Here is a 5243-nt window from a genome sequence, read left to right as displayed (position 1 = left end):
GTAGTTTCGCTCAAACCGCCGCAGGAATTGCTCGAGGGCAGGCACGAACTCCCACCCGGGCGATGTCACCCCTCTCATAGTCCTGATATACTCCCGGACCTCGCCGTACGCGTCCTGAGCCACGGCGACCAGGCTCTCGAGGTAGCTATCCGCCACCGCCGTCTGGCCCCTCGCAAGTTGCTCGCGGGCGGCCTGGACCTGGACGTTTAGGTAGCCCAGCACCTGGCCGATGTTATCGTGCAGCTCCCGGGCCAGGCGCTCACGCTCCTCCATCGTGGCGAGCGTCCGCTGCTGCTGGACGAGTTGAGCTTGCGTGCGCTTGCGCTCGGTGATATCGTGGATGACCACGAGTCTGCCGAGGAGGCCCCGCCGCAAGCCGAGCAGGGGCGAGAAGTGGAATTCATACGACTGGTCTTCACCGTTGGCGTCCAATACAAGCTCGCCACTCCCCCGTGCCATATCACGGGAGCCTTCGACTATGCCGGGCCACGGGCTCAGCACCTCCGCCACCTGCCGTCCGATGGCCTGGCTCACTCGCCAGCCGGTCATCCTCTGAGCTGCCGGGTTCATGTCCACAATGCGGTCCTGTAAATCCACCACGATGACGCCGCTGCCCATTCCCTCGACGACCGTGGCCCATGCCACGGGCACAATGTCGAGCAAACGGTAGCGGAGAAGGCCCCACATCATGGCCAGGCCAGAGATGGTGAATGCGATAGGAGTGATGTCCAGGCGGGGAACCGGGCTCGAGCCGGAAATGTACAGAACGTTCGAGATCCACGGAGCCAGGATGCCCACCACAAAAACGGCGGCTTGTCCTTTGTAAAGATGCGCGCGTCCCAGCAAGGAACGGGCGATCATGATCGTACCGATGAACAGAAGGACGTATGAATAGGCCGTATGGACCCAAAACCACGGGCCATACGTCTTGGTGACAACCGAGAAGGGACCGCTCGTATCCAGCTTGATGTTGTAGCGCATGAGCCCGTGGAAGCTGTTCGTCCAGATCATAAGTACTGTCACCGTAGGGACGACCAGGAGCAGCCCCACATTGCGCCGTGTGAGCCATTCCCCTCGCCCGGAAAACTCGAGCGCCACAGCGATCCACGTCACAGGGACGGCGACGATGCCGAGATACTCAATGTTTGCCCAGAAAGTCTTCCCGGTAAGGTCGACGCTGCACATCTCCAGGGCGTTCCCAATGGACCATTCAACCATGGCAAACATGAAGAGAGCCAGCGGCATAGCCCCGGGCACGCTGCGACGTCTCCACGCAACGAGCGCAACTGGAAGCGATATGATACCGCTAACAATGAACGGCAAGGCATACGGCGTGTAATACCAGTGCATTACCCTCCCCCAGGCCCTACGGTAGCACGATCCTTTTGAACGCCGGGCGTCACGAGGCGTCGCGCCCGTTCCGCTAAATTGGAGGTTTCGGTAAAGACATAAGAAATCCTGCATCACCCTAGTATGGATCTGGACGTGGGGAGTCTCGACCTGGCTCCAGGTGCCGGGCAGACTGATGAGAGAACACCGCTCCTAGCCAGTCGAGGCAGCGCATCCTTAGAGGGACGCCAGGACCTCACAGAACTGCATAGTGGAGCGCAGGAAAGAAACTTACTCCATTTCTTGGCAGGGGTGTGGGCTCGATGTCAAGCAGACCACGAAGAAGCATAGTAGCGCTCTTGTGTATCGCCCTTTCACTTACCCTTTTGATGCCGACCGCCGGGGCGCAGGACAAAGGCCAGGTAGGCGAGATCGGCTGGATCGGCCCCCTCACCGGTGGCCAGGCGGTACGGGGACAGTGCGAGTTCAACACCGTGAAGATGCTGGTTTAGGAACCCAACGCCGCCGGAAGCCTTCCGGGCAGGAAGCTGCGGGCTATAGGCTACGATACCCGCAGCGACGCAATGGAAACGGCCAACGCGGTGCGGCGCACCTCACCAGTCATGACAGGGGCGTCGCCATCATCGGCCCCAACGCCAGCGGTCAAGCAATTGCCACCTCCTCCATCCTGGAAGAGATGAAGGTCCCCGACATCGCCACGGTTGCCACGAACCCGCAGGAGCCAGATGAGAAGCACATCGCAGAATGAGTACGATTCCGGTGTTCTAACGACGCCCGGGTGGAACCTCGCTCTGCTGGCCAAGGTCGCGAGAAGCAGGCCCACAAACAGTGCAAAGATATCGGTAGTAACGAGTGCGAGGGCGGCACTAGGAGCGCCGTCAGGCCACACAAGACCTGATGTCGGTCATGACCATTCGGGTTTCCTTAAGGGGCCGCGACTCAAGAGTATCGAGAGCGCCACCAGCGCCCAGGGTAGGGAGGCGATGATGCCAACTGGCATCGGCCCCAACAGGGGATTGGGCGTGCCCTTCACGAAGAGCATTCCGATCTGCGCTATCCCGTTGATCGCGCCGTGGCCGATCACGGCAGGCCACACGCTCCCGGCGCGCAGCGTCGCCCAGCCCAGGAACGTCCCTGCCACGAACGTGAACCAGACCATCGCCAGCATTCCCAGCCAGGGCGCCCCGGGGTACTCCAATCCGTAATTGTGTCCCATCGCAATGACCGGCCAGTGCCAGACGCCCCAGATCACGCCCATCAGGATAAAGGCCCTTTTTACCCCCAGCGGCATCAGCTTCGGCTGTAGGTAGGCGCGCCAGCCGAATTCCTCACCGAAGGTGAACAGGCCGTTGATGACCGGGGCGATCACTATCGCCTGCACGGTTTGGATTATCACGAAAGCCCAGGGGCTCAAAGGGAGTGGACGCCCTGATATGCTTTCGGCCTCCCGAAGAATGGCCCGGACCGCGGAAATAGATGCGTCGAAGTACCCTGGGAACAGTGCATAGAATAAGGCCGCCCCCAACAAGATGAGAATGCTGGGACCGACCCATGCCGCAATCCAGTATGGCCATGATCGCCTGAGCCGGGGAACAAGCAAGGTGTCCTTCCAGCCTTCACGCGTGACCACGCGCGTCAGGATGTGTGCCAAGGCAGGAGCCCACATGTAGCCTGTCGCGAGCAGCACCACCGCGAGCGTGATCGGTGTGCCAGGCACGACCCGGGGGCTGTTTTGGAGTCCGCCTGTCAGGTAGATGACCAGCCCGACCGCCCATGCTATCCCGAACGAGAACACCAGGTACACCGCGATCCGCCTAGTGTCGAGCTTCCCGATATCGCGTGTCGTGCCGTCCACTGTCACCACCCGCTCCCTTCTTCCTCTCTCTGTTCTCTGTTCGGCACCGTTCCCCTCTCACAGTTCTCGCCCTGAGCCAGTATTCCTCTCTTCGCAGACAGCCTCTATGATGGTGAGCCCGGCCCGGAGCCGTGGGGACGGCACGCCACCTGGCCATCCGATGTGGGCCAGGGTAGGCACTTTTCTCCGTGAAGGCAGGAGGATTTCCCCAACCAATGTCAAAGAAATAACTTAATCAATTGCTTTAATATAGCACTTAGCAAAGTGAGCCCATGCCCATGAAGTCTGCAGCATCCGGAAGCAATTCCGTCGAAATCGGCAAGCACAACCGCCATCTTGTATTGGATGTTATCCGTACTCATGAGCCGGTCTCCCGCTCTGAAATAGCAAGGCTCACCGGACTCACGACGGCAACCATAACGAATATCGTGAGGAAACTCCAGAAGGACCGCCTCGTAGAGGAGGTAGGTCTCGGGCAGTCGACTGGCGGCCGCAAGCCGGGGCTATTGCAGCTTGCACGGAATTCGCGTCTCGCGATCGCAGTAGATCTGGCAGCGACGGAACTCATGGTGGCATTGACGAACGTGAAGGGCGAGATACTGCGACGGTCCAACAGGGAAATCGTGACCGACACCGCCGTAATGGTACCGCGAATGCTGGACGCCATCCAGGAGGTGATGACTTGCCCCGAAGTCCGCCGGGCCACGATAGTGGGGATAGGCGTCACGACACCCGGGCTCATCGATCAGGCGACGGGGACCGTCATCAAGTCGGTGAGGCTGGAGTGGTACCATGTGCCGCTCAAGTCCATCCTTCAGCGCCACTTTGAGGTCCCGGTATTCGTGGGAAAGGACACCATGACGGCAATCCTCGGTGAACAATGGTACGGCGCCGCAAGACACGCCGACAATCTGATCTACGTATGGGTGGGCGCGGGGATCGCTGTCGGGCTCCTGCTCGATGGGCGAGTATATGCCGGTACCACGGGTATGGCCGGCGAGTTCGGCCACACCAGCATAGAGTGGAACGGCGCTCGCTGCAAGTGTGGGAACGAGGGTTGCCTGGAAGGTTTGGCGAGCCTCGAAGCAATAGCGACCAAAGCCGCCTCCCGGGCTTTGCCCGAGGAGGACTCAGTCACTCGCGAAAAGCCGGCAGCCGAGACCCGGGCACGCGTAGACCCCTTCGCTGTGCTGGACGCCGCATGCACAGGCGACCTCCGGGCCCGTGAGATAGTGAGGGAGGCGGGAAGGTACCTGGGAGTCGGCATAGCCAATCTCATCAACTTGTTCAATCCTGAACGCATAGTCATCGGTGGTCAGATCCGTCCTAAAGATAAAGAGTTCATCGATACAGCTATCGAGGTGGCGAAGAGCCGCGTCCTTCCGGAACCCGGCAGCAGCGTGACGATAACCGTTTCCGACTTCGGGCCAGACGCAGGCCTGATAGGAGCTGCGGCGCTGGTTTGGCGTGAGATTCTCGGCAGTTCATGAGGGCAAGGGGCAATCGAGGCAACCGGGTCTGGAACCTTTTGCAGCCCCGGGGTACGACCTGTTTGATTCCAAGCAAGGGGGGATTGCAGTGAAGAAGGGCATAAACCAATGGTCTTTTCCGGCTTCTTATGCAGTTGCAAATTGCCTGAGGCTGGCCTCCGAGGCTGGCTTCGACGGCCTCGAACTCTGCCTTGCGGAAACGGGCGAGTTTTCACTTGACTCATCGACCGAAGACGTCTCCAGAATCGCGCGGGCAGCGAAACAGGCCGGGCTCGAAATCCCGTCGCTTGCCACTGGGCTTTACTGGAAGTACTCGCCCACGGCTTCGGACCCGTCCGTCCGCGCGAAAGCGCAGGAGATAGCAAAAAAGCAACTCGAGTTCGCTTCGCTGCTCGGGGCAGATACGATCCTGTATGTCCCCGGCGCGGTGAACGTTCCGTGGGACCCGTCCTCAGAGGTAGTTGATTACGAAACTGCCTACCTGCGGGCAAAAGAATCTCTGCTCGGCATCGTGGAGTACGCCGAAAGAGTGGGAGTAGCCATAGCAG

The 5243-nt window shown here is 60.2% G+C and carries 5 protein-coding genes; 3 read left to right on the top strand and 2 right to left on the bottom strand.

The window, feature by feature from the left end:
• Positions 1 to 1350 (bottom strand): PAS domain-containing protein (locus HPY55_16265; protein ID NPV72161.1); only part of this gene is annotated, 1350 nt, incomplete at its 3' end.
• A gap of 302 nt (positions 1351 to 1652) precedes the next feature.
• Here HPY55_16265 and HPY55_16260 point away from each other — a divergent pair.
• Positions 1653 to 1841 carry a hypothetical protein gene (locus HPY55_16260; protein NPV72160.1) on the top strand — a complete coding sequence of 63 codons (189 nt, stop codon included), beginning with the start codon at positions 1653 to 1655 and terminating at the stop codon, positions 1839 to 1841.
• A gap of 413 nt (positions 1842 to 2254) precedes the next feature.
• Here the strand turns inward: HPY55_16260 and HPY55_16255 are convergent, their stop codons facing one another.
• Positions 2255 to 3214 (bottom strand): CPBP family intramembrane metalloprotease, encoded by a 960-nt coding sequence (locus tag HPY55_16255; protein ID NPV72159.1) that lies wholly within the window; start codon positions 3212 to 3214, stop codon positions 2255 to 2257.
• Between the two features lie 269 nt (positions 3215 to 3483).
• Between HPY55_16255 and HPY55_16250 the strand changes: the two genes are divergently transcribed.
• A complete protein-coding gene (locus tag HPY55_16250; protein NPV72158.1) occupies positions 3484 to 4695 on the top strand; it encodes an ROK family transcriptional regulator in 1212 nt (403 codons plus the stop codon).
• An 88-nt stretch (positions 4696 to 4783) separates the two neighbouring features.
• A partial coding sequence (locus HPY55_16245) for a sugar phosphate isomerase/epimerase (GenBank protein NPV72157.1) occupies positions 4784 to 5243 on the top strand: 460 nt, incomplete at its 3' end.

Source organism: Bacillota bacterium, from assembly GCA_013178305.1.
GTDB lineage: Bacteria > Bacillota > Sulfobacillia > JABLXB01 > JABLXB01 > JABLXB01.
Note: the sequence above shows the minus strand (reverse complement) of the source record. Positions and strands in the feature narration are given on the sequence as shown.